Source organism: Chryseotalea sp. WA131a (genome assembly GCA_025370075.1).
GTDB lineage: Bacteria > Bacteroidota > Bacteroidia > Cytophagales > Cyclobacteriaceae > ELB16-189.
On sequence record CP073016.1, the window covers coordinates 3672371 to 3697522 of the forward strand.

Sequence of the window (25152 nt, forward strand, 5' to 3'; positions counted from 1 at the left end):
GAACATATGGCAACAACAGCGCAAACGACAACAGCCTTGAAGGGCGGAGAATTTTTAATCAGGGAAACTCAAGCTCACGATATTTTTATTCCAGAAGAATGGAACGAAGAGCAAAAAATGATTGCCCAAACGTGTTTGGATTTTATCAAGACAGAAATCACACCACGCTTGGATGAAATTGATTCAATGAAGCATCCTGAGTTGATGCCTTCGCTATTAGAGAAAGCCGGACAACTTGGTTTGCTCGGCACATCAGTGCCCGAAAGCTTGGGCGGCTTTGGAATGTCATTCAACACAACCATGTTGGTGGCGGAGGTACTAGGTGGTGCCCACTCCTTTGCAGTGGCCTATGGTGCGCATACAGGCATTGGCACGTTACCGATTTTGTATTACGGAACGGAAGAACAAAAGAAAAAGTATGTTCCCAAGTTAGCAACAGGCGAGTGGAAAGCTTGCTACTGTTTGACAGAACCCGATTCTGGTTCGGATGCGAATAGCGGGAAGACGAAAGCCAAGTTGAGTGCGGATGGCAAGCACTACCTCATCACCGGACAAAAGATGTGGATTACCAACGGTGGCTTTGCCGATGTGATGATTGTGTTTGCCAAAATCGACAATGACAAAAATTTGACGGCCTTCATTGTTGAGAAATCTTTTGGTGGCATTACCATGAACGAAGAAGAAAAAAAGATGGGTATTAAAGGTTCCTCTACCCGCCAGATTTTCTTCAACGATTGCAAGGTGCCTGTTGAAAATATGTTGAGCGAACGCGAAAACGGATTTAAGATTGCGGTGAACGTGCTGAACATTGGTCGTATTAAGTTAGGCTCGGGTGCGGTAGGCGGTGCCAAGTTTGCTATTGCGAAGGCAATAAATTATTCAAAAGAGCGCAAGCAGTTCGGTACTTCTATTGCTAATTTCGGAGCCATCAAGCATAAGATTGCGCAGACCATTGCTCACACATTTGCTTCTGAGTCGGCACACTACCGTGCAGGACAAAATATTGATGATGCGTATGATACTTACATTGCCAGTGGCATGGAGCCCGGCAAAGCCCGCTTAAAATCACTGGAGGAATATGCCATTGAATGTGCCATCTTAAAAGTACATGGTTCCGAAGTGTTGGATTTTGCAGTGGACGAAGGTGTGCAGATTTACGGTGGTATGGGATTCTCGGCAGAAGGCCCAATGGATAGAGCTTATCGGGATGCGCGCATCAACCGCATCTTTGAAGGTACGAACGAAATCAACCGAATGCTTACCATCGACATGTTGATGAAACGTGCGATGAAGGGTACATTGGATTTGATGAATCCAGCCATGGCCGTTCAAAAAGAATTGATGAGCATTCCGGATTTTGGGGCAAGTGATGATGAGGCTGTTTTTGCGAAAGAGAAAAAAGTGATTGCCAATTTGAAGAAAGCAGGCTTGATGGTATCGGGGGCGGCTGTTCAGAAATTCATGATGAAGTTGAGCGAAGAACAGGAAGTGTTGATGAACCTGGCCGACATGTTGATTGAAGTATATGTGGCCGAATCAACGCTGTTGCGTGTCGAAAAACTCATTGGCATCCGTGGAGAGAAAGCGTGTGAAATCCAAAAGGAAATTGCGATGATTTATTTGCACCATGCTGTGGAAACCGCCACCAACGCAGGCAAGCAGGCCATTTATGCTTTCGCGGAAGGTGATGAGCAACGCTTGATGTTGATGGGCTTGAAACGCTTCACTAAAATTGACCCGTACAATTTGAAAGAATCGAGAAGAAAGGTTGCGAACTATGCTATTGAAAAGGGAGACTACCCTTTTTAAGATGTGAAACGTCTGATTTGAGACTTGAGAAAACCCGGGAGTAATTCCGGGTTTTTGCGTTTAGTCGGGCAGGTACTTTTGAAAATAACCGTAGCACCATGTTCCCGCCAAGGCAGAGAGCAAGGTAACGATGGCTACTAGGGTGCCGCTTCCGATCTGTGTATAAATTGGCCCGGGGCAAGCGCCCGTTAATGCCCAACCAAATCCAAAGAGTAAACTACCGATGATGATTCCGTGGTGATATTCTTTTTTTGGCATTTCAATTTCTTCTCCCTCCAATGTTTTTATTTTCAGTTTGCGGATAAGCAACAAAAGAATGGCTCCAGTAGGAATGGCGGTCATGAATATTCCAAACATGTGAAAACTTTCAAAGCGAAACATTTCTTGAATGCGGTACCACGAAATGGCCTCGCCTTTGGTAAGCACCAACCCGAAGAAAACGCCTACAAACAAATACTTTAAATTTCTCATAATGCTAAAATGTAGGGAAGTATAAACTTGCTAAACAAAATGCCACCTAGAAAAAAGGAAGCAGTTGCCACCAGCGATGGCCACTGCAATGCGGACAAACCCAAGATGCCATGACCGGAGGTGCATCCCCGCGCATAACGTGTTCCAAACCCTACCAAAAATCCACCGACTACAAGGAGCAGAAAACCTTTTATCGTCAGCACCGAACCCCAATGAAATAATTCTTGTGGCATCAACCCACTTGCTTCCGCAATTCCAAAAGATGATAAATATGACCACGTATTTTCAGATAAGGCAACGGGTTTTGGATTGGCTAATAGATGGCCTCCCATAAATCCACCGAGAAACAAACCAACTACAAAGAATAGATTCCAAGCATCTTTTTTCCAATCATAGTTGAACAGGGGAAGTTTGTGTGGCAACACTGCGGCACAAATTTGCCGTAACGAAGACGAGATGCCAAGCTTTTTGTTGCCCAGCAAAAGCAGCAACGGCACCGTGGCACCGATGAGTGGGCCGGCTACATACCAAGGCAAAGGTTTGTATAAAAACTCCATAATGATTAAAAGTCAGTAGCAAATATATAATAATCTACTGAATTGATAGATTTAATACATAATTCAGATTAGAGATTGGTTTAAACGAGTGGCTTCGTACGGATTATATTTTTTAATCAAGCCGCACAGCAGAATTTCCACTCCTCAATTTTTCCAAGCAACTAATTGGGCATTTGCTTACCTTCACCATCAGATTTCTAGGAATTTTGTGAAAACAATCATTTGCTGAAATCAAAATCAACATCTAATGATTAGGAATCAGGTGAATCACATGAATCATTACTACCTAAAAAGCTTCGCACTCATCAGGACTAAAATATTTCTTTAACCCAAATCACAGTTAAGACAATGGCAACGTATCAATTGCAAATCAATGGAAAGACATTACAAGCCGATGTAGAACCCGATACCCCGCTGCTGTGGGTGCTACGCGATTCGGTCGGTTTGCTCGGCACGAAGTATGGATGCGGCATAGGGCAGTGTGGTGCTTGCACGGTGCATATCAACGGCACGGCAGTGCGCTCGTGCTCGCTGCCAGTGTCTGCTGTAGGAACCAAAAAAGTGACCACTATTGAGGGGCTTTCAGAAAACGGAACGCACCCGGTGCAACAAGCGTGGGACGAAGTGGACGTAGCGCAATGTGGCTATTGCCAAGCAGGACAAATTATGACGGCTGCTGCTCTGTTGGCAAAAAACCCGAAACCTTCTGCAGAACAAATTGATACAGCCATGAATCCGAATCTGTGCCGATGTGGTACGTATCACCGCATTCATGAAGCAGTAGTAGTAGCATCCAATAAAATGACCAAATAAAAAATGGCTATGGAAACAATTTCAACAACCAGTAGAAGGAATTTTTTAAAGATAGCTGCGCTTTCCAGTGGTGGATTGGTGTTGGGCTTTCATTGGAATGAAAGTGCTGCTACCTCTTTTAAAGTATTGAAAGATGAAGCGATGCTGAGCGAGCACAACTTCAATAGCTATTTGTCTATTTCAACAGAAGACATCATCACTATATTTTCACCCAACCCAGAGCTGGGGCAAAATATCAAAACTTCTTTCCCCATGATTGTGGCCGAAGAGTTGGATGCCGATTGGAGCAAAGTGAAAATTATTCAGGCTGCACTCGACACCAAAAAGTACGAGCGACAACTAACAGGCGGAAGTGGTGCCATTCCACATTCGTGGGAACGCTTGCGCAAGGCAGGCGCCACGGCCCGGCATTTATTGGTAGAGGCGGCAGCTAAAAGATGGAGTGTTGCTTCGTCAGCGTTGGTGACGGAAAATGGAAAAGTCATAGACAAAGCAAATAATCGTTCGCTCAGTTATGGAGAGTTGGTGACGGATGCCGCTACGATAGCTGTACCTGCCGATGTAAAACTGAAAGACAAAAAAGATTTTAAAATCATTGGCAAGGCAATAAAGAATGTAGAGAACGAGGCCATCTTCACCGGCAAGCCGTTGTTTGGTTTGGATTTTTATCGTGAGGGTATGTTGCACGCGATGGTTCAACGGCCTACAGGTTTTGGAATGAAAATAAAATCAGTGGACAGTGCGGCAGCCAGGGCTGTACCCGGAATTATTGATGTGGTGCAATTCAAAAATAATGTAGCCGTAGTGGGCAAATCAACTTGGCAAATCATTAAAGCACGCAAACTGCTGAAAGTTGACTACGAACCCGATGGGACGGTTGAAAGCTCTGCCGACCACGACAAGCTTTTCAAAGAGTTGTTGAACAGCAAAGACGCAACGGTGCGCAGGAAAAATGGCGATGTAGAGGCTGCTTTTAAAAATGCTGCCAAAGTGATTGTGAAGGAATACCAATGTCCGTTCATTCCGCACAATCCTTTGGAGCCCATGAACTTTTTTGCAGATGTTCGTGCCGATGGTGTGGAGCTAATCGGCCCCACGCAAACACCCGACCGCGCTCGCGGTGAGGTAGCGAAGTTATTGAATATCTCGCCCGAAAAAATTACCGTGGAGATTACGCGCTTGGGTGGTGGATTCGGTAGAAGGTTATATGCCGATTACGTGTTAGAAGCAGCAGAACTCTCGAGCATTTTGAAAGCACCTGTAAAAGTTACTTGGCTGCGTGAAGATGACATGAGCGGTGGTACGTATCGCCCTGCCGTGCGTTACCGATTTGAAGCAGCCTTGGATGGAAATGGAAATGTGATTGGTTATAAGTTAAGAGGCGTGGGCATGAACTCGGGTAACCCCACACGTGAAGATAATTTTCCCTCGGGTGCGGTAGAGAATTTATTGATTGACTCGGTGGAACACAAGTCGAGCATTACTACCGGTGCGTGGCGCGCGCCCATCACTAATTTTTTGGCGTATGCCGAGCAAGCGTTTTTAGATGAAGTGGCTGCCGAAGTAAAACAAGACCCTGTTCAGTTTCGATTAAACCTTTTGGAGAAAGCAAAAAAATCGCCCACAGGCCCGATCAAGTACGACATCGACCGCATGAAAGCAGTGATTGAATTGGTGGCTGAAAAATCGAACTGGGGCAAAAAGAAAAATGTAGCGCAGGGGTTCAGTGTTTATTTCTCACATCGCTCGTATGTGGCACAAGTGGCCGAAGTGGAAGTTAAGAATGGAAAACCTACGTTGCAAAAAATTTATGCTGCAGCCGATTGTGGTGTGGTGGTGAACCTAAGTGGTGCGATGCAACAAGTACGCGGTGGTATTGTGGACGGACTCGGTCATGCCTTCTATGGAAATCTGACTTTTAAGAATGGTGAACCAGAGCAAAAGAATTTCAACACCTATCGGTTGATTCGGTTGAAAGAGATTCCTGAAATTGATGTTCACTTTGTGAACAACGGCATTGACCCAACAGGTTTGGGCGAGCCAGCACTTCCCCCGACAGGTGGCGCGGTGGCAAATGCATTCTTTAAAGCAACGGGCAAGCGATTGTACAACCAGCCGTTCTTTAAGCAGGACGCGTTAGAGGGTGTGCAGTTAGGGACGAAGGGGTGATTTTATTTGATGGTTGTGGTGTCATGAATTTATGAATACTAACGTTTTAAAGGAACTATATTGGACGGTTGGGATTGCGGTAGCAACTGGGACAATTGGGATGTTGTTATTTAATGCTCGACTTTGGGATGGGCAACCAGTTGAGATTCAACTTCCAGAAATGTATTTAGTTTTCTCAAAGCTATCAGTGTTAATAATTATTTTTTTAATTCTGTTGACGAGTTGTTATATAACGCGGATAATTTATTACAAACTCGACAATAAAATATTGATGGGATTTTTGACATTCCTTTTATTGTCCCTTCTGCTTTATCAATTCGCTTATTTAGAATGGATAAATGGATTTGAATATCACATTGCCCCAGCCGTTGATAAAGGTGATTATTTTCAAAAACTTGACGTTCTTGGGTTTAAAGAATTCAGAGTACTTATGTGGACATTAATTTCCGCTAACGGGATAATCTTAACGGCAGTTGGTCTGAGATTTTTTAAAACTAAAGAGATTGAGTTGACTCGCATGAAGACCCAATAATGCTTATGTTTCATTGTGAGGATTATTATTTTTGGGTAAGAAACATATTCACAATATAAATATATAACCACAAATCCCCTTTTCATCGGATTTCAATGGAACAGAAAAGAACTAGCTTTCTACTAAAAATCACCCGCTGATGAAAAAACTATCGAACACCTACGTTATACTTTTTTTGTAATCACTGGCCATGAGCAACGCCTACTCCACAAAGTAAAAGCCAAGGCCGTGGTATTACTTTACTAAATCCAAGTAAGGGGATTTATAAAGAACCCAGAGTAAACTCAGCTTGCTTAACATCTCTGGAATTTCCTCCCACAAAAACTTGAAATTTGCCAGGTTCGTAACCAAAACTCAAATCGGATTTATAAAAAGATAAATCCTTGACGTGAATAGTAAAATGAACGGTCTTATTTTCGCCCGCTTTGAAATTGATTTTCTGGAAGCCCTTCAACTCCTTAACGGGACGGGTGATGGAGCCAACCAAATCCCGAATATATAATTGAACCACTTCCGCTCCATCGCGCGAGCCTGTATTGGTCACCTCGATAGTAAGGTTTAGCGAGTCGGTTGGTAAAATATCTGTTTTACTCAATTTGATTTCTCCATATGAAAATTGAGTATAGCTCAAACCAAATCCAAAGGGATACACTGGGTCGTTGGAAACATCTAAATAATTTGAACGGAATTTTTGAAACCACTTATCATTGCCCAGTGGACGACCTGTATTTTTATGGGAATAGTAAAGCGGTAGCTGCCCTACATTTTGAGGAAACGTGGTGGTTAGTTTACCCGATGGATTGACATCGCCAAATAAAACATCGGCAATGGCATCGCCTGCTTCGCTGCCGCCATACCACACATTTAAAATCGCGGGAACATTTTCTTCTTCCCATGCAAGTGCCAAAGGCCTTCCAGTAAACAAAACCAACACCACGGGCTTTCCTGTCTTCAATAATGCTTTTACCAATTCCTTTTGTGTTTCTGGAATTTCAATGTTCGTTCGGCTCGATGCTTCTCCGCTCATTTCAGCCGATTCTCCAACAGCCGCAATAATTACATCTGCGCCCTTTGCTATTTGCACGGCTTCGTTGCGTAGCTCTTCTGCCGAACGCTTGTCGCGATGAAGAGTTTTGCCAAACATAGTTCCACGTTCTTCAATAGCCTCATCTGCATCTAAGTTAGAACCTTTTGCATATACTACTTTTGCACTTGCTCCTACTGCTTTTTGTAATCCTTCACGTACCGAAATCGATTCTGAAAAACGTGCCGCTACACTCCATGTGCCTGTCATATTTTCTTTGGCATCAGCCAGCGGCCCAACCAAGGCAATCGTTCCCGTTTTTTTGATGGGAAGAATATCTCCTTTGTTCTTTAGCAAAACAAAACTTTGTGCGGCAATGCTTCGCGCCTCCGCTCGGTTCGCAGATGTAAAAATTTCGTTTTTTGCTCTATCGACATTGCAGTAGCGATAGGGATCATGAAAGAGACCCAACTTGAATTTTGCTTCCAATATTCTTCGGCACGCATCGTTGATTTGTTTTTCTGATATTTTACCTTCTTTCACAGATTGACGGAGTGTACTTAGCAGACCTTCGCTTACCATGTCCATATCCAAACCGGCATCTAATGCTTTGGCTGAAACAGTTTGCAAATCGCCAAGGCCATGGTTAATCATTTCGCTTACGCCTGTATAATCTGAAACCAGAAAGCCTTTGAAGTTCCACTCGTTACGCAGCACATCGGTGAGCAGCCACTTATTGGCCGTAGCCGGCACACCATCTATTTCGTTAAAGGATGCCATTACACTTCCAACACCAGCGTCAATTGCCGCTTTGTAAGGCGGAAGGTATTCGTTGTACATGCGCACGCGGCTCATGTCGGTGGTGTTGTAATCGCGGCCAGCTTCGGCCGCACCGTAAAGTGCGTAGTGCTTGACGCAGGATAGGATTGTATTGTTTGCTGACAAATCGTTGCCTTGATAGCCGCGCACCATCGCTTTTGCAATCTCCGAACCGAGGTGAGGATCTTCACCGCTTCCTTCCGAAATTCTGCCCCAGCGCGCATCGCGGGAAATATCTACCATGGGCGAAAATGTCCAGTTGATTCCATCGGCACTAGCCTCTTGTGCCGCTATGCGTGCGCTACGCTCAATCAACTTCATATCCCATGAACAACTCAACCCCAATGGAATTGGAAAAATGCTTTCATATCCATGGATCACATCCATTCCAAAAATCAATGGAATTTTTGTACGGCTTTTTTCTACAGCAATTTTTTGTACCTCTCTGATTTTGGCGACTGACTTTATGTTGAACAAGCCGCCCACCATTCCGCTCTCGATTTTCTTTGCAATGTCTGAGCTGCCTGTTTCACCTGTCACCATATCGCCTGACGAGGGCAGGTTGAGTTGGCCGATTTTCTCTTCAAGTGTCATTTGACTGAGAATGGAATCGACCACGTGCGTCATGCGGTCGCTTTTTTGCTGGGGCGTTGAGCAGGCCATTGCCAAGAGCAAGGCACTGAAAGGGAGTATAGATTTTGAGAACATCGTGATTAGATTAGTGGATAGTTTTTTTTATTGAGAGGTATGAATGTTATGGCGCAAAGCCCAATTTTGTTTTGGCTACTTGCACTTCAGGGGCCGACATAAATAAATTCCACAATAGTCCCGAGCGGTAGTTCTCCATCATCACTACGATCGGCCCTTGGTCGATGGCGAGGTACCATGGTTTTGTCCAGTTGGCTTGCTCGCTAAAGCCATCATAAAATCCGTACGTTCCAAAAATTTTTGTGTTGAGGCTGTCGTAGAAGTAGCGCATGGCCACTTGGCTTTCTTTCGGTGTATAGGGAAAAGAGGAAAGAGCTGCTGTTGGGCTAATCACACTTTTGTCTTCGTTGGGGCTATGGGCGGCATAAAATTTTATGGAATAACCCGCAGTAAGACCCCAGCAGTTAGGTCCGTAGCCTTTATAATGGAGTGGGTTCTCAACACAGTATTTATAATTAATCAGTGTGTGATTGACATTGTGTTGCCAATAATCGGCATAGGTATCTTTTAGCTTGCGCGGATCCAATCCCAAAAATGAATAGTGCGACCAAAACAGCGGCCCTCCAAATTGTTGTGCCCCGTTGTGCTTCAATGCAAGATGCAATCCATATTGCTGATGTGCCGAATCATTTCGAATGGCACCTTTGCGCGCCCAACCTTCATGATAGGCAGCGGCAGGTATTGAATGTGTTGGCGAAGCGGCTGCAAGAACGTACGTAATCAGGCATTCATTGTAACCTTCCAACGGAAAATTCATCACCCACTCTTTGTCGGGCGACCAGTGCCAATACAGTACATTTTTTTTGTTTTGATACCAATCCCACTCCACACCTCGCCACAGCGAATCGATTTTGCTGGCCAGCGCCTTTTCTTCTTTGTTGCCATCTTTAAAATATTGGCGCACGCACAAAAGACCTTGCACTAAAAACGCGGTCTCCACCAAATCACCACCATCATCATTTTTACTGAATGGTTTTACTTTTCCTGTTTCGCCATACATCCAATGTGGCCATGCACCATGAAAGCGATCGGCTTTTGCTAACCAATTCGTTAGCTTGATCATGCGTTTCGTTCCTTCTGTGCGTGTAATAAAGCCTCGCTCCATACCAACCAATATGGCCATCACGCCAAAGCCTGTGCCACCTGTTGTCACCACATTTTTGTCATTGTCCGGATAATCATTATCCAAATGAATTCGCTCGCGTGCCGCGCCAGAAACAGGCTCGGCTCCTTCCCAGAAATACTGAAAGGTTTTGTATTGGACTAACGTGAAAAGTGAATCATCAGAAATGGATTTGCTTGATTCATTTTTTGAAGAAGGCTTGCATGAATGGAGCACAAGCACCATTACAAAAGTGGCTACAAACAGGTACTTCATATTTTTTTCGATTAGCCCAATTCTCATATTGATCAGAATTTAATAATCTTACTTTTTTGTGAAAGCCCCGTTTCACCAATGGCTTCGATTTGCACGTAATAAGTTATGCCCTTGTTCAATCCTCTAAAATAGCGCTCTGTTTTGTCGTGTACCATAATGCAGTTGTATAATTTATCGGGTTGAACCCCATAATAAATGTTGTAGGCATACGCACCGTCCACAGCCTTCCATGTAAAGGTCGCATCACGGGTGTCAACATGCCTTGCAATTTTGAAACCCGAAACTGTTTCCGGTTGATTGCCTTCTGCTTTTCCAAATACGCGAAAGCCAGCAATGGCAAATTTTCCATCGGCCATGTGAATGTTTTCCAGTTTGAGATAGCGGGTGCGAAACGGTCTTTTTAATTGTACATAATCGTGTGGCACATCGGTTTTGTTTTTACTTTTGTCAATCAAGGTCTGCCACTTTTCACCATCCTGGCTATGGTGTATTACATATTGATGGTAAATGTTGTATTGCTTATCGCGAAGGCGTGCACCTTCATCTGCATAGTTTATCTGGATAGCATACAGGTCATATTCCCTGCCTAAATCGACCGCTAAAAACTCACCAGCTTGATCTGATGCAGCGCTCCAATAGTCACGAATATTTTCGTTGAAAGCGAGCGATGGATCTTTTCCGTTTAAAGAAGAGGATGCCCACGCTTTCTTTTTATACGAAAGCAACATCCATCCTGTAAAGGTAGATTGGGTGTGATCGCGCAAAGCTGAAGCGTGATAGCTGGGGTAATCGCCAAATGCCGTGATGCTATACATTTGTCCATCGGCATCAAAACCTGTCGGGAAAACGCCCAACCTTCTTTCAAATTTGTACTTGATCCAATTCAGCATGGTGGCAATATGCCAATAGTTTCCAAATTTGTCTTGAAAGGTGCTACCATGGCCGGCTCCAGTGATGAAGCCGCCAACCTTTGTAGAAAATGGATTGTAATTTTGGTACACAAACGGACCAAGAGGATGGTCGCCCACCAATACACCATCGGCATACACATTGAACTCTGTGCCGGGTGCAGCATACTGATAATAATATTTGCCGTTGTGCTTGGTCATCCAAGCCCCTTCGGTATAGGGGGCGATGGTTGTATCAGTATTGTCTTCCCCAAAACGTTCCCATCCATGTTCATTTGGGTATAGCCTCGATAATTCCTTTTTTTCACCCACTGGCTGATATTTTTTTTTCGTATCCAACTCCATACCGTACAAAGGGAATGTGTTGCTGCTTCCCCAATACACGTAGGCTTTGCCATCGTCATCTTTAAAAAAGGAAGGATCCCACGTGGATACGCGAAAAGAGTCTGTCAGTATTTTCCACTTCGCGTGAACGGGGTCCGTACTAAAATAAAGTGGCATGGGGTCAGGTGCTGCAAAAGACGGAATAAACAATAATGTATCGCCCCAAGCCCATGCACCGGGTGCACACACATTGTCGGCCGCTATGCCATTACTTTGAAAATCTTGTTTCACAAAGTTCCACTTACGCATATTGGCACTCCACCAGTATCCGTTTTGGTTGGTTGAAAACAGATAAAGTGTATCGCGCAGTTTAACTACAGCAGGGTCTGCGGTACTGCGGTGCGATTGATCTTGTGCGTAGTATTTATGGGTAGATGGTATGTATGCATAATCCAGATTCATGGGATTGCAATACGTGTTCGGGATATCAAGATACCCAGGTTGGTGTTGTTCACAGCCGATTAGCAAAATCAGAGCAGCCAATAGGACAAAAAAATAAATAACTTTAATTGAAACGTTCATGATGAACTAATAGCTAAAGCCAAGTTTTGTCAAACCATCTTTCACTTCCGGTGCTGACATAAATAAGTTCCAGAGCAATGCCGAGCGATGGTTCTCAATCATAATGATGATCGGCCCTTGATCAATAGCCAGATATGAATTAGCGATCCAACCTTCAGTAACATTAAAGGCATCGTAAAAACCGTAGTCGCCCCAAAGTTGATCGCCCATGGTGTAGTAGAAAAACTTTAAAGCATCCATGCTTTCAGTAGGTGTGTAAGGCATTGATGAGAGTGCAGCTGTTGGCGAAATCACACCCAAATCGTTGGTTGGCGAATGGGCGGAATAACCCGATTGATTGTCACTGGCCGTTAAACCCCAATTTTGATCACTATAGCTCACAAAGTTTTTTGGGTTCGCAATGCAGTATGCACGATTGATCAAGGTGTGATTTACATTCTGTTCCCAATAATTGGCATATTGATCTGAAAGACTCTTCGGATTCAATCCTAAAAAAGAGTAGTGAGCAAAAAATAAAGGACCGCCAAAATCATACCCCAACGGCAACTTGATGTTATAGAATAGCTTGTTATTTCTCATCGCACCATTGCGCGCCCAACCATTGTTGTAAACCGCAGGACTTATGGTATATGTAGTTGAAGTCGCAGCTAGTGTATAGACAATCAACGCTTCGTTGTATCCGTTGATTTGCATGTTCATCGCCCACCCCTTGTCGAGCGACCAGTGCCAGTATAAAACATTTTGATTACCACGAGTAAACCAATTCCAATCTACCGCTTCGCATAGCACATTGATACGATCTTTTAAGCTTTGCTCTTCCGAAACTGCGCCATTCAGGTATTGGCGCACGGTTATTAATCCTTGCACCATAAATGCCGTCTCAACCAAATCTGCCCCGTTGTCGTTTGCGCTAAAGGGGATTGTTTTACCAGTGTTTCCGTTGATCCAATGAGGCCATGCACCATGAAAACGATCTGAGGTTTCAAGAAACGTAATTACTTTATTGAGCCGATCCAGACCTTGTGAGCGTGTAATAAATCCTCGCTCTATACCCACAATCAACGCCATCACTCCAAAACCGGAACCTCCGAGCGTCACTAAATCGCCCGAGCTATTTCGTTCGCGTGCCATGCCGCTGGCAGGATGTGCAAAGTCATAGAAATATTTAAAGGTTTGGCGTTGTGTAAGTGTCAACAACGCATCATCACTGATTATTGGATATTTGGGGGTTGGATCAACCTTGGTGTAAAAATTCCTTAGGTAAGTAGTAAAAACCTCACCGTTAACACCCGTTATTGACCCTGAAATAAGTAATTGGTGGCGACTAAGATGTGACATGGGCGTTAGCGGAGAAATGGTGACGCGTTTATTGTCGCTCGACACCGCAATTGTGCTTGGCACTAAACCCTTTGGACCCAACAATCTTACATTTTGTGTGTTTGCTGTGGTCAGATCAATAGCGTTTGAAAATGTGATATCGACAGGCACATTTAAGTCTACGTCTTTGATAAGTGCAGCGTTTAAGAACTCTTTCCCACCGAATTTTAATCCCGTTAAGCTGAGCGGCAATGCTTGCGTTACGAACGAAATGTTTACCCCCAAGAACGTTTCACCTTTTGCGCCCTTCAGCTGTTCACTTATTGCCAACTCGTAGGCTTGATTTGAAACAAGTGTGGTTGTGATAGAAACCGTACGTCCATTATCAAGATAGTCAAAAGCCAATCCCACATAATCGGTATTTTTTTTTCGAAGTTTGATTGAACCTGGCACAGAACTAGGATCGACAGCTGTGGAAAATGTAAGGTTAATTGATTGGTCGGTTGGGGCGCCACTGTTTGACTGTCCAGCCAGCAAAGTGTATCCTCCCACCCTTGTGTTGGTTAATTGAAATGATGAGATAACCGCTGTGGTGTTTTCTTGACAACCGAACAAAACAGCTATTGTAAGCAATAATGCAGATAAATGACCCAATAGTCTCATATCAAATAAAAAGAGGACGCCATCTCTGAACGCCCTCTATATTTAAACCAATCTTGTCTATGGCTTGTCAGAATTATAAACAGCTTTCAATTTCTCTTGTATAAGGCCGCCCAAAAGACACTGTAATGACTTAAAAAAAGCTAAAACTGTGGTAACCATTACTGAACGAGTGACCTTTGCTAACTGCGTTTAAAGTAATAATTATAGTTGTCGAACTGCCAGTTTTGCTGAAAGTCAGAGGTGCGCTAATACTTGACCCTGAACCGCTACAATTGAACGAACTGTTAATTGGGATATTCACTCCTGCCGCCCCAGGGCAATAATAAGAAGTTCCATTGTAATTTATTGTAATAGGATCATATGAAAATACTTTCATGATTGGTCTATTGGCATAAGTACGCAAAAGCTGAGCACTGGCATTTATAGAATAGTTTACCGTGGTCTTTCCGTAGATAAAACTAGGAGCTCCAGTTAACGTCCAATGTGAGTAAAAACAACCGGTGTTCGGTGTGACGAGTGAAAAATTATTGCTATCCGAAAATTGAGATGAGTTGGCCGAATTGCTTATCCTGATTTTGTAGTTGCTACCGGCTGGAACTGTCGTCTGGATAGCCCAGTTATACTGACTTTGAAAATTAGAATCGATAAACGGAACATTCGAAGCTATTCTGAACCCCACGCCTCCCCCGTATAAATCGATATTTATGAATTGAGAAGACCAATCTCCACAACCAGTACATGTTACAAGTCCCCATGTAATAGCCATAGTGTTTCCAGTGTAATAAGTTCCACCATTTGGCTGAACAATGACTGCATCAGTTCTTCCATTACCAAAATACTTAAGTAATCCAGTGTCAATCTTAAGTCGAGGTTTTTGCCGAACTTCTTCCTTGTTACAACTTACAACAACGATTAAGATAACAGCCAACAGTTTGATTAATGAATGATTTTTCATTTTTTAATGTATTTATCTGTGGGAAAATCCCTCGCCCTTTAGGCAAGGGAAGTTTAGTTATTTTTCTGAATTGTACATAAGAGTAATTTCGGCCTGTGTTAGAGCCTTGCTGAATGCACGAATATCATCTAACTGACCTTTGAAGTGGTTAGCGCCCGGGAATGTATAACCACCCCAAGGCTCGGTTGCCCACAACGCACTTGACCTATCTTTGATAAAACCAAATGCCATTTTCTTACCTACGTCTGGGTTAGGGTTGAACTTAATCCCTGTCGCAGTTGTAGCTTTATCTCCAGCAGGCCACAAGTTAAAATTTTCGCGTTGCGCCAGCTCGCCATTTATATACATAGACCTACGTCTGGTAGAGCTTTCATAAGTAAACACGATGTGCGCCCATTTATCTTTAATCAGTCCATCAACGCCACCATTGGTAGTCAAGTCCTTACGCACTTCAGTACCCTGCCAACCGCCATTATCCTTTGTTTTTCCATCACCATTGAAGAATAGATCTCCTTTTGTGTCAGTCGTACCATCACCCATAGCATATTGCACTGCGAATTTGCACCATTTGTAATCAGCTGGTATCTCAAATTGTAAACCGAAGAATGCTCCTAGTCCAATTACAAAATGACCTGTTGGGTTTGGTGTTGGTGTAGCACCGTCATTATGACCAGCTGAATTCGTCTTAACCCAAAAACTCATTGAAAAATCAGGCCTTGTAATAAGTATGTCACCATTTGGAACTTCAATAATACTAGCATCACCATCAAAGTTGGCAGCTTTGCCTGCCGAAGGTTTACGGCCATCTACATATGTAATGGCTACCACATCACTTGCTGCAGGGTCATAGGTCCCAACAATATCATTTGCATTATTCTCAAAATTCCAATAGGCAATTTGGCCTGCTGGTGCAAAGAAACCATCCGTGGTAAATGTGCGGTCAGCTGGAGACAATGTTTTGCCTTTGGTAGATTTAAGTCCAGCGGCAAACGACAATTTATGCAATGCGCCAGTTATTAGATCTGCATTTGGTTTGATGGTGATTGTTTTTCCATTCACTGTGATAGCGGAAGCTATTGTTTGATTATCATAGTCACGTAGCAACGAGATATTTGCATTAGCAGAAGCCGGATCAACTTCTGTGGAAAAAGTTGCTGTTATGGTTTCCCCAACAGGCACATTGTTAGGGCTTGTAATTCCATTCAAATCAACTGATCCAGATGTTAAACTAACAAGGCTAAGCTCTGCTGGCGGATCATCTTTTGTACAAGAAATCACTACTGTTGCTAATACTCCCATTACCAACAGCACGAAGGGAATGAATTTTACATGTTTCATTTGCATAAATTGTGATTGATTAAAGGTTAAAAAAAATTAAAACTACTTACTTAACTACCAATTATCGTTTTGCCCAAGTAATCCTTGGGTTATGTCTATTTCACTTTGCGGCACAGGTAGCAACTCATGCTTACCGGCTTTGAACCCAAGCGGCCCTAACACCTGTGCCGCCCTATCTGATCGAACCAAGTCCCAAAAGCGATGACCCTCCAACGCAAGTTCAACCCTTCGCTCTTGAAAAATTCTATCTAACAAAAGTGCTTTATCGGTTACCGTGATGTCTGGTAAAATCGCAGCATTGCCTTGGCGTGCACGTTCTCTTACCTTATTTAGGTGCAAGAGTGCTTGTATGCTTTTATTGTTTTGAGCGAGTGCCTCTGCAGCCATCAGCAACACATCAGCATAACGTATTATTCGCTTGGTGTGGCCCCACTGGGTCGGCACGTTATTGCCAGGTGTCCACACTTTTTGATTATAACATTCCCTTTCCTGTAGAATTCCATTGGAATCAAAGGTTTGATCTGGTGTGCTACCATCGCCAGCTATCGTAATGCCATCTAAAACTTCACCAAGTCGTATAATCGTTAACTCTAAGCGAGGGTCGCCTGGTTCAAATGCCGCTTCTAAAGAAGGGGTTGGCCTGTTAAAGCCCCAACCACGATTGGGTGTGCCTCTTACGCCTTGCACGTTGGCGTATTGATTACCGCCCAAATCTGAACCAAAGAAATCTTCAAAAGGCAACGCGCCAATTTCAAAAACCGACTCAATACCACCTGCTCCAGTCACACTATTTGTATTGGCAAATTGAGACTCTAAACCATATAATCCCGAATTAATCACTTCTAACGAGTACTGTTCTGCCGATGCGTAATCCTTTTGGAATAATGCGTAACGCGCCATTAAAGCACGTGCAGCATCTTTAGTTGCCCTGCCATTGTCATTTGTAGCATACTCGTTCTTAGTAGGCAAATTGGCGATGGCAAAAAGCAAGTCATCCTTAATGAGTGCCGCAATATCTGCTTTGGGGCCGCGGGCTAAACGTGTAGGGGGATCCGCAACCGTAACCAGTGGAACGGCACCCCAAGCCCTCATCAAGTCAAAGTAATATAAGGCTCGTAAAAACCTAGCTTCACCAACATACCGCTTTTTCAAATTTTCATCCATTGAAATCTTGGGCACAGAGATAACTACAACATTAGCCCACTTGATGCCTTCGTAAAGTGTATTCCACCAACCTGCCAATGACGACTCCCCGGGCACATGTTCAAACGAATCATACGGACCGATTGTAGCTGCCTGGTCTGTAGGATTGCTTCCTTTTCTGGCGTCATCGGACATAATATCTAAAATGGGAAACAAACCTGAATGATAACTTGACCTTCGAAGTGTTTTGTAAACAGCATTAGTTGCCAATAAGGCATCGCTTGCCGAGGTTGGAAAATTTTGTTGGGTTACTTCTCCCTGTAGTTTCTTTTCTAGAAAATCGCTGCACGATATAGAGATGGCTAATGGAAATACAATTATCCATTTTAGACCGATCGTAATTTTTGAATTCTCTGTTTTCATTAGAAAGAAATGTTTAAGCCTACAGAATAAATGATTGCTACTGGATAGGAGCCTCTATCCACCCGATTATCGGTAACATTTTCACTAGCAATCTCAGGGGAATAGCCCGTGAATTGTGTAAGGGTGAATAAATTTGTACTCCGAATATATATGCGAGCTACCCGCATTCCTGCTTTACTTGCCAGAGTTTTTGGGAAGGAGTAGCCAAGGCTCAATGTCCTTAGTCGGAAGAAAGAAGCATCTTGAATGAAGCGGTTAGAAGGCAAAAAGTTATAACCACCTTGCGTTGCTCTTGGCTCGGTATTGCTCGTTCCTTCTCCCCGCCAACGGTCTATTACAGAAGCTTCAAAATTGTAAAGGTCGGGTCGAATGGTAGCCTTTGCATTATAGATTTTAGCACCTCCCTCTCCTTGGAAATCTGCCGACAAATCAAAGTTTCTAAAATTCAACTCTAGATTAAATCCATAGAGAAAAGTGGGAATTGGAGAACCTAAAACCACCCGGTCTTCTGGGGTAATCTTCCCATCGTTGTTGGTATCTGCAAAACGTAAATCACCAACACCTGCTTGTGAATCTCTTGGGTAAGCAGCGAGTTCGGCTGCATTTTGAAATACCCCATTTGTTTGATAGCCGAAAAAAGAACCAATCGGTGAGCCAGGTGTGCTAAGGGTAACAAATGCACCGAATACATTTCCTCCTCGCAAAAAGTTGCCAACTCCAACATCGCCACTTACCGTATTCACTTCATTCTGTATAAAGGTGGTATTTCCCCCCACCTTGTAACCAAGACCACCTACGTTGCCGTCATACTTAACATTAACCTCTAGGCCACGGTTGGTTACCTGGCCGGCATTGAATGTAACTTGGGCACCAGCATTGCCTAAATGGCCTGGCACTGAAAGCGGAATCAGAATGCCTTCTGTGCGTCTGTTAAAATAATCAATCTCAATAGCCAAACGATCATCAAAAAATCCTGCCTCTAAACCAACGTTAAGTTGATAGGTGGTCTCCCATTTTAAGTTTGGATTTCCTAATCCACCAAAACTAGAACCTGGTTGAAGCGTACCATTGAAAACAGTATTCAATCCATTGCTTACTGAAGAGAATCGATCTCTATACGTTATTTTTTCATTACCAATGCCGCCCCAACTGCCGCGTATTTTCAGGTTAGAGAATACGTTCATTTTCTTGATAAACTCTTCTTCTATTAAGTTCCAACCCAGTGCGAGCGAATAAAAATTAGCATACCTGTTATTTTCAGAGAACTTGCTGGACCCATCTCTTCTAAAAGAAACGGTAACCAAATAGCGGTCATTAAAGACATAGTTAGCTCTTCCTAAAAACGAAATCATACTAAAATTTCTGTTCAAGTCTACTCCATTTTCAACACTTGAAAAATTATTGTTGTTTAAGTACCAAAAATCCTGACTGTCTCGAATAATATTACGTGCGCCTAGCTGAGTAAACTCCGAACTACTATTTTGCATCGTATAACCTGACAATGCATCAATCCGATGCTTGCCAATAGTCTTTTTGTAGTTGAGAATGTTTTCCCATAACCAATTAACTTCATCGCTGGTGCGTTTGGACAACGTACTTAGAGAATTTTGCTGTTGAGCTGAGACGAAAAAAACGGGCACGAAATTATCGTTCTTGTTATATTGAAAATCAAAATTATAGGAAGTCTTAAATGAAAATCCCTTAGGTAAATCAACCTCAAGATAGGTATTCGATAAAGTACGAAGACCTTTACTGAAATTATTTGTGGTGTACTCTAAATCAGCCAAAGGATTGCCAACGCCAGGTACTTCTGTATAGCCATCGTTTACCTGATAGGGGGCCAAGGTTGGCCATGCCCGATAGGCAGCAAACACAACGCCACTATTCGTATTTTGCTGTCTGGTAGGTGCAATGTTCATATTGTTCCCTAGTCGTATACGATCCGTTAGCTTAAATGTGTTATTGATCTTTACTGTTAACCGTTCAAAACTAGAATTCGGTATGATGCCCTCCTGATTGAAATAGCCAACACCTACATAGTATTGAATTTTAGAAGATGACCCTGACGCAGAAACATTGAAGTTTTGGAGAGGTGCTTGTTTAAAAACTAAGTCTTGCCAGTCTGTGTTAGGTAGCGCATCAACATTGTTGTAGGTACCAGGCTTAAAATCGTTAACCACTTGCGCAAACTCTCGGCCTTTTAAAAGATCAATTTTTCTTTGAAGTGTCTGTAAACTATATTCTGAGTTTACTTCAAAAACGGTTGGTGTTTCTTTATTGCCTGCATTGCCCTGCTTTGTCGTAATTATAATAACTCCATTGGCACCTCTGGACCCATAGATCACCGTTGCAGATGCATCTTTAAGGACTTCCACCGATTTAATATCTGCCGAATTCAAAAAATTAATGTCGTCCAATATCATTCCATCAACAACGTAGATGGGTGCTGAATTATTAAAAGTGCCAACACCCCTAATACGCACAACAGGTGCAGCACCTGGCGCACCACTTGAACTGCTCACTTGAACACCTGCCAAACGACCTTGCAATGCCTGCATAGGATTAAGCGCAGGAACTTTTGTCAAATCAGCCGACTTTAGTGATGAAACTGCTCCCGTAAGGTCGGATTTATTGACCGTGCCGTAGCCAATAACAACTACCTCATCTAGATTCATTACATCAGGTTGTAGGGTTACCTCCAAACGATTTTGACCGGTTAGTTGGACAATGGTGGGTTTGTATCCAACAAAAGAAAATGCAAGCGCTTTATCCGAATCTTTAACTTCCAATTGGAAATCGCCATTGGCATCAGAAATAGTACCCCTAGTTGTTCCTTCAATACCGATACTAACTCCTGGCAGTGGTTGTTTGTCATCACCTGATAGGACTTTACCTTCAATTAACCTTTGACAAAAGGAGGCAAAATTTATACATAAAAATGTGATAATCAGCAGAATGAATCTCATAATTGGCTATTTTAGAAATACTGCAATGATGTAAATTTCATTCTATCCCAATAAATATTGAAAGAATTTTTCATTAAAGGTACATTCTAGTCTACGTATGGACCCCTCAGGGGTTAATTATAAATTGCGGTTAAAAAACATTAATTTCAATCGTTTCCGAGGCTAAAAGGGCTATTTTCAAAAAATGAATTTGCGGTTAGCAAACAAGCGTTTTAATTGATGATTATTGAATCTTTTGTAAGATCTTTTTTGAAGTAGAATTACCTCTTGCCAAATGGATGCGTTGAGCGGATAACCAGTATTTTCTAATTCAATTAGTCTTTCCAGTACACGTTTCTTAAATGCCCATATGGTGTTTATCCGAATATCGAGCTGTCGGCCAAGACCCTCTAGCGTAAATGATTTTTTAGCAACAACGGTGAGATAAGCAATAAAAAATGCTTTCTCAAGTGGAATTTTAGTTCCATGAAATATGGTATAAGCAGTTACCGATTCGTTGTACCCGCACCGTGTGCATCTGCGGGCAAATTTAGTAGCACCTTCAAAATATTTTAGATTACTGCACTTGGGACATTCAAAGCCATTGCCCCATTTTAGCTCTTCTAGAAAACGATCACAAGCAAGCGCATCGGGATAAAGAGTTTTAAACTCGGAATAGTCCATGGTTTTTTCCAACAATCTTTCTTCCAACACTTCCTTCACCCGATTTTTCAATTTCCAATTCTCCAAATCCAAAAGTGAATTGATTTGATTGATTTCTTTGGCTTGATTGATTAGCTTATGATTGCTGTCCACTAACGCCAAATTTTTTTGATCTAACTCGATGGTTCTTTCCTTAACCTTCTGTTCCAATTCGCGGTTTACTTTATCCTTTAATTGAATGTTGGCCTCATGTTGATAAATGATTTTACGCAAGGCCCTATCCCGGTTATCTTTTAAAATACGAATGCGGTCGCCCAATGCAAGTGTTAAAAAGAGCATCTCTAATACAAAACTCAAGTGCAGACTATAGTGTGATAGCGTAGTAAATGGTAGCACATTGAAATAGACTAGAGCCCTGATAAAAACCCCAAAGAACAAAAGACCATAAGCAATCACAAAAAAACGAGCCGGTCGGTAGCCATTGCGCCACACGAAAATGGAGGCGTAAAAAATCAATGACAGTGGAATAATGTCTATAATCCGCTGGCTCAATAGCTTAGGATAGAATAAAAGTGCAAAAACGAAGAGAGCTGTTCGTAAAGCCACCATCCATTTAAACACCCTATCAAGCTGTGGGGCATTCGCTTTGGTGACCAAAAATCTTCGTGTAAAAACAAGCGCCCAAAGTATCACAGAATACAGAGCTATTCCTGTGGCATATCGGTTTACCGGAGGGTAATCTGGCCATAGGTATTGGAAACCAATGCCATCAAGGCTCATGGCATAAAAGGCAACACTAAGAATGTAAAAGATGTAGTAAATGAATTTGATTTCTCGAATCGCTAAATAAGTAAGAAAGTTGTAAAGGCTGATGATCAGAATCATTCCATAAAAAATACCAAACAAGAAGTATTCATTCAAAGCATAATAAATGAAGCGATTGGTGGAGCGAAAGGCAATCCGTATATCTGCAAATTCGTGCGACTGAACTTTGAAGTAATAAAACATAACTGTGTCCTTCTTCATGTCCAACATAAGTTCAAAATTCTTATGACGAAACAACCGATTAGTAAAAGGCTGTTCATCACCCAGATTTAGCCTCTCATAGGTACCATTTTGCTGAGGAACGTAAGCCTCAATTTTGTCTATGGATTGATCATAGAATTCTAACAACCATATTTTTTGGGTGTGCGGAATATGATGAACAGGAAGCCGAACCCAATAAACAGCATTCGGTACAAAATCTTTGTTTTGATACCTTGTATGTTGCTTAAATTTATTCGCAAAGAGCAAAGAAGATATCTGCCTAAAAGAAACTGCATTTGTGCTATCTTGAAAGTACATCAACTCATAAGGCATGAAGTTGCGTTCTTCTACAAGATCATCTACTTCTACGGGCTGCTGGGCCACCACACAGAAGGGCAAATGCAAAAGCCATAGGAAAACTAAATTTCTTATAATCATTAAGCTGAGGTTATTCGCCATACCACTTGTTTAAGGCTATAAGTTTGTCAATGAAATATAGAAAAAAGAAGAATAACCTACCACTATTTGCCGTGATGATAAACTGTTTTCGCTTCCGCAGACACCTTCTGCTGGTCTAGTGTCATTGGTTTGGTCTTTTGTTGAACAAACAATTCCATCTGAACTGAATAGTGTGGGATAGTTGATGGTTTCTGTTTCTTGCCCGCAGAAGTAAACTTTACCAATTCAATATACGATTCACCTTCAGAAAGTGCTCGATAGTTCGCCCTTGTTTTCTTCCTCTACGACTTGGCTCGCTTTACCAACAACAGCGCAATTACTTCAAAGATGGTAAAGGTAACATAGCTGATCATAAAAAGAACAACATTGGTATTTGACGAAGAAGCATCTTGTTGCAAAATGACGAATACAGCAATGCTAGCAATTACGAACTTACCAAAAATCGAAAGCAGGTAATACAACACAAAATTTTGATGCTGATCCTTTTTTACATTTTTCAAAAGAATGAAAATCACCAACGTCATGAAAGATAAGCCAACCAAAATGGGTTTCGTGAAAGAGGGAGGAGCTGCAGCTAGTTGAAACGCACCCAATGCCAACAAACAGGTAATTGAAACCAATGCGAAAACAAAAAAAACGAGTGCTCGGTCAATCATTTGTTTTCTTTGTTCAATGTTCGATATAATTGATACATTATTCCTGCAAAAGAAAGTAACACGAACGATAACAAGAAGGCAGCAAACTTCAATTGAAGGTATTGATCTAGCTTATGCCCCAGATAAGCAGCCAACCCAATGGTTACTAACAACTGAATGCCCAAACTACTGTACTTAAGAAATGAAGAATTCATTGAATGGTGAGGATCAAAAAAATGATGATCAGTATGTGGTCTTCAGTGTTCAAGTGAACATGCTAAGTTAATCTCTCACCTACTTAGTTCAATCTTGCCTCTTGCGCAGCAGGGGTAGCTGTGCGATGACCATTTTCGTTAATCTTTAATTCTTTGATGGCACCCATTTTACAGCTTCCGTTGAATACAGCCCCCGGTTCTACCACCAATTTGCCGGTGCTTATATCGCCATGAATAACAGCGGTTGATTTTAACGCCAACAATTCTGAAATATCAATTTTGCCTTTTACCTCGCCTTCAATATCTGCGTTCTGCGCAGAAATGTTTCCTTCTACATGACTAGAGTGACCCAATGCAATTTTTGATTTTGATTTGATATTGCCAATGATACGACCCTCGATGCGAATGTTGCCGTGGGTGTCGATGTTACCTTCTAAAATAGTACCCTTACCAATTACATTACTGGAGTTGCTAATTTCATCTGCGGCTCTTTTTTGTTCTTTAGTTGTTAGCATAGCATTTGTTTTTAAAACGTTACAAATTCTTCGGGGTTGAGTGCATTTCCGTTGTACCACAATTCAAAATGAAGATGTGGGCCATCGGTCATCTCTCCACTATTGCCAACGATAGAGATAATGTCCCCAGCAGAAACAAAATTACCAACTTTTTTCAATAATCCAGCATTGTGCTTATACACCGATATCAGGTTGCCCCGATGCTGCACAGCTATCACATAGCCTGAGTCTTGTGTCCACGAGGCCATTACTACTGTCCCATCTGCCACACATTTCACGGGCTCATTTGTTTTGGCCACCACATCCACACCATAATGTAATTTTTTGAGATCATACTTATCGCTGATAAAGCCTGTGATGGGCGTAAAGAAAAATACTCCTTGGAGATCGCGGTATTTACTTTTGAACGAAACCACCGAGTATTCTGATTGCTCAAATTCTTTTCGGAACTGCGAATCGGCAGGCGTTAATTTCATACTGCCAATGGGCTTTACAGGTTCGGTCTTGAGTGATTTGGCAGGGTCTGAAAACCCGCTGGCCGTATCACCACTAAGAATGCGTTGCACATTTTGGATGAACATATCTTTTCTCTCTACCTCTACTGCGAGCGAATCCATTTTAATGGCCAAAGCATAAAGCCGTTTGTTGTTTTCGATTTGTTCGTACTTGGGGTCAAACCATTTTGCCATCAAGGTTTTAGATAAGAAAAGGCTACCAACAAAAATCAAAAAGAAAACAGAAAAGGCAATTACTAACAACTT

The 25152-nt window shown here is 42.4% G+C and carries 19 protein-coding genes; 4 read left to right on the forward strand and 15 right to left on the reverse strand.

Annotated features, from left to right (window positions below; genetic code table 11):
- Positions 1-6 precede the first annotated feature (6 nt).
- Positions 7-1809 carry an acyl-CoA dehydrogenase family protein gene (locus KA713_16915; protein ID UXE66119.1) on the forward strand — a complete coding sequence of 601 codons (1803 nt, stop codon included), beginning with the start codon at positions 7-9 and terminating at the stop codon, positions 1807-1809.
- 60 nt (positions 1810-1869) lie between these two features.
- On the opposite strand, the gene KA713_16920 is transcribed toward KA713_16915, so the two are convergent.
- Both KA713_16920 and KA713_16925 read right to left on the reverse strand, forming a co-directional pair.
- Positions 1870-2280, reverse strand: coding sequence for a YeeE/YedE family protein (locus KA713_16920; protein UXE66120.1), 411 nt, complete (start codon positions 2278-2280; stop codon positions 1870-1872).
- Positions 2277-2837: a YeeE/YedE family protein gene (locus tag KA713_16925; GenBank protein ID UXE66121.1), complete on the reverse strand. Its 561-nt coding sequence runs from the start codon at positions 2835-2837 to the stop codon at positions 2277-2279. The genes KA713_16920 and KA713_16925 overlap by 4 nt, the downstream gene beginning before the upstream one ends.
- A 348-nt stretch (positions 2838-3185) precedes the next feature.
- On the opposite strand from KA713_16925, the gene KA713_16930 reads away from it, so the two are divergent.
- Genes KA713_16930 through KA713_16940 form a run of 3 tightly spaced genes read left to right on the forward strand, consistent with a single transcriptional unit; the run spans position 3186 to position 6351 of the window.
- Positions 3186-3650, forward strand: a complete 465-nt coding sequence (locus tag KA713_16930; protein ID UXE66122.1) for a (2Fe-2S)-binding protein — start codon at positions 3186-3188, stop codon at positions 3648-3650.
- 9 nt (positions 3651-3659) lie between these two features.
- Positions 3660-5819 (forward strand): xanthine dehydrogenase family protein molybdopterin-binding subunit, encoded by a 2160-nt coding sequence (locus KA713_16935; GenBank protein UXE66123.1) that lies wholly within the window; start codon positions 3660-3662, stop codon positions 5817-5819.
- 31 nt (positions 5820-5850) lie between these two features.
- Positions 5851-6351, forward strand: a complete 501-nt coding sequence (locus KA713_16940) for a hypothetical protein (protein ID UXE66124.1) — start codon at positions 5851-5853, stop codon at positions 6349-6351.
- A 262-nt stretch (positions 6352-6613) separates the two neighbouring features.
- Here the strand turns inward: KA713_16940 and bglX are convergent, their stop codons facing one another.
- From bglX to KA713_17005, 13 genes are all read right to left on the reverse strand, one after another.
- A complete protein-coding gene (bglX, locus tag KA713_16945; GenBank protein UXE66125.1) occupies positions 6614-8902 on the reverse strand; it encodes a beta-glucosidase BglX in 2289 nt (762 codons plus the stop codon).
- A 46-nt stretch (positions 8903-8948) separates the two neighbouring features.
- A complete protein-coding gene (locus KA713_16950) occupies positions 8949-10280 on the reverse strand; it encodes a beta-glucosidase (GenBank protein UXE69172.1) in 1332 nt (443 codons plus the stop codon).
- A gap of 32 nt (positions 10281-10312) precedes the next feature.
- The gene (locus tag KA713_16955; GenBank protein ID UXE66126.1) at positions 10313-11974 is read right to left on the reverse strand and encodes a family 43 glycosylhydrolase; all 1662 of its coding nucleotides are present in this window, start codon (positions 11972-11974) and stop codon (positions 10313-10315) included.
- Between the two features lie 126 nt (positions 11975-12100).
- Positions 12101-14074 (reverse strand): Ig-like domain-containing protein, encoded by a 1974-nt coding sequence (locus KA713_16960; protein ID UXE66127.1) that lies wholly within the window; start codon positions 14072-14074, stop codon positions 12101-12103.
- Between the two features lie 130 nt (positions 14075-14204).
- Positions 14205-15029, reverse strand: a complete 825-nt coding sequence (locus KA713_16965) for a hypothetical protein (GenBank protein ID UXE66128.1) — start codon at positions 15027-15029, stop codon at positions 14205-14207.
- Between the two features lie 57 nt (positions 15030-15086).
- Positions 15087-16367: an Ig-like domain-containing protein gene (locus tag KA713_16970; GenBank protein UXE66129.1), complete on the reverse strand. Its 1281-nt coding sequence runs from the start codon at positions 16365-16367 to the stop codon at positions 15087-15089.
- A 54-nt stretch (positions 16368-16421) separates the two neighbouring features.
- Entirely contained in the window at positions 16422-17933 is a 1512-nt protein-coding gene (locus tag KA713_16975) for a RagB/SusD family nutrient uptake outer membrane protein (protein ID UXE66130.1), read from the reverse strand.
- Complete coding sequence (locus KA713_16980; protein ID UXE66131.1) at positions 17933-20899, reverse strand: TonB-dependent receptor; 2967 nt, start codon at positions 20897-20899, stop codon at positions 17933-17935. The genes KA713_16975 and KA713_16980 overlap by 1 nt, the downstream gene beginning before the upstream one ends.
- Positions 20900-21076: 177 nt before the next feature.
- On the reverse strand, positions 21077-23026 hold the full coding sequence (locus KA713_16985) for a transposase (GenBank protein UXE66132.1): 1950 nt from the start codon (positions 23024-23026) through the stop codon (positions 21077-21079).
- Positions 23027-23307: 281 nt separating this feature from the next.
- The gene (locus KA713_16990) at positions 23308-23682 is read right to left on the reverse strand and encodes a hypothetical protein (protein ID UXE66133.1); all 375 of its coding nucleotides are present in this window, start codon (positions 23680-23682) and stop codon (positions 23308-23310) included.
- Entirely contained in the window at positions 23679-23876 is a 198-nt protein-coding gene (locus KA713_16995) for an AtpZ/AtpI family protein (GenBank protein ID UXE66134.1), read from the reverse strand. Before KA713_16995 ends, KA713_16990 begins: the two co-directional genes overlap by 4 nt.
- An 83-nt stretch (positions 23877-23959) precedes the next feature.
- Positions 23960-24391, reverse strand: a complete 432-nt coding sequence (locus KA713_17000) for a polymer-forming cytoskeletal protein (GenBank protein ID UXE66135.1) — start codon at positions 24389-24391, stop codon at positions 23960-23962.
- Positions 24392-24402: 11 nt separating this feature from the next.
- The gene (locus KA713_17005) at positions 24403-25080 is read right to left on the reverse strand and encodes a M23 family metallopeptidase (protein UXE69173.1); all 678 of its coding nucleotides are present in this window, start codon (positions 25078-25080) and stop codon (positions 24403-24405) included.
- Positions 25081-25152: the final 72 nt, after the last annotated feature.